This window comes from Neisseria sp. P0021.S005, from assembly GCF_051956955.1.
Genome location: NZ_JBQCWY010000592.1, coordinates 1 through 1,893, shown reverse-complemented (window position 1 = coordinate 1,893; position 1,893 = coordinate 1). Strand labels below are relative to the sequence as shown.

Below are 1,893 nucleotides of genomic sequence, written 5' to 3'. Positions count from 1 at the left end.
GTTCCTGAAGAACACAAACGCAGCATCCGCAGTTTCGTCTTGCGTCAAGGCCATATGACCGCGGCCCAACAGCGCGCCATCGATACGATGTGGCCGCAATTTGGTGTGGACTTCCAAGAAGCTCCTTTGGATTTGAACCATGCATTTGGACGGGACAATCCTAAAGTTTTGGAAATCGGTTTCGGTATGGGCGTCGCGACAGTGGAAATCGCCAAACGTCTGCCCGATACCGACTTTTTAGCGATTGATGTTCACGGCCCGGGTGTCGGCAATATCTTGAAGCTGATTGAGGAAGAACACATTTCCAATATCCGCGTGATACGTCATGATGCAGTGGAAGTAGTGGAAAAGATGCTGGAAGACGGTTCTTTAGACGGCATTCATATTTTCTTCCCCGACCCTTGGCACAAAAAACGCCACAATAAACGCCGCTTGGTACAAGTGCCTTTTGTTGAAAAGCTGCTGCCCAAACTCAAAAGCGGCGGCTATGTCCATATGGCGACCGACTGGGAAGAATACGCCGTACAAATGCTGGAAGTTTTGAGCAGTTGCGACTCTTTGCAAAACACGGCTGCCGATTACGCCCCTACGCCCGATTATCGCCCTGAAACCAAATTTGAAGCCCGAGGCAAACGATTGGGTCATGGCGTTTGGGACTTGGTGTTCCGTAAGAAATAGCCGAACATAAAACACAAGGCCGTCTGAAAAATTTCAGACGGCCTTTTATCTTACTGATTAAGCTAAGAAAAGTTTATAAGCCGGATTATCGGTTTCTTCTTTATAAACATAACCCAAGCTCTCCAAGAAGTCGGTAAAGGCTTCATTGTCGCTTTCAGGTACATCGATACCGACCAAAATACGGCCGTAGTCCGCACCATGATTGCGATAATGGAACAAAGTAATATTCCATTCAGCACGCATATGGTTCAAGAAACGGGACAATGCGCCGGGGCGCTCCGGAAATTCAAAGCTGACCAAGCGTTCGCTGGATACTTTTTCCGTACGTCCGCCGACCATGTAACGGATATGGATTTTGGCGATTTCATCATTGGTCAAATCGACATTCGGTAAGCCTGCGTCAGCCAGTTGTTTGCTGATGACGGCCAAGTCTTGCGCACCGGCAGTTTGCAAGCCGACAAAAATATGAGCATTTTTATCGCTGCCGTAGCGATAGTTGAACTCAGTAATATTCCGACTACCCAAGACGTTGATAAACTTGAGGAAGCTGCCTTTTTCTTCAGGAATGGTAACGGCAAAAATACCTTCGTTGCCCTCGCCCAGCTCACTGCGTTCAGAAACATGGCGCAGGCGGTGGAAGTTCATGTTAGCGCCACTGGTGACGGCAACCAGGTTTTGACCTTGAATATTGTTTTTCGCAACGTAAGCCTTCAGGCCGGCAAGCGCCAATGCGCCTGCAGGTTCGGTAATGCTGCGCGTATCGTCAAAAATATCTTTAATTGCGCCGCACAACATATCCGTATTGACCGTAATAATTTCGTCCAACAGTTCTTTACACAGGCGGAAGGTTTCCTCGCCCACCACTTTAACCGCCGTGCCGTCTGAAAACAGGCCGACATCTTTCAAATGTACGATTTCCCCTGCTTCGACCGATTGTTTCATACAGCAAGAATCATTGGTTTGCACGCCAATGACTTTAATTTCAGGACAAACCTGTTTGATAAACGCCGCTACGCCTGCTGCCAAACCGCCGCCGCCAATCGGCACAAAAATAGCATTGATATTGCGGTGTTGACGGAGGATTTCCATGCCGACAGTGCCCTGACCTGCAATCACATCAGGATCATCAAATGGCGCGATATAGGTCAGTTTTTCCTTTTCTGCCAACTCCATCGCATAATCATAGGCATCGTTGTAAGACACACCTTTCAATAC

Annotated in this window: 2 protein-coding genes; one reads left to right on the top strand and one right to left on the bottom strand. The window is 48.2% G+C overall.

The annotated features are described in order from the left end of the window. Positions 1–678, top strand: a 678-nt coding sequence (gene trmB / locus ACTHUE_RS17275) for a tRNA (guanosine(46)-N7)-methyltransferase TrmB (protein WP_440424055.1), incomplete at its 5' end; no start/stop codon positions are given. 57 nt (positions 679–735) lie between these two features. Here the strand turns inward: trmB and ilvA are convergent. Then, positions 736–1,893: threonine ammonia-lyase, biosynthetic (ilvA, locus tag ACTHUE_RS17270; RefSeq protein ID WP_440424054.1), on the bottom strand; the 1,158-nt coding region annotated here is incomplete at its 5' end.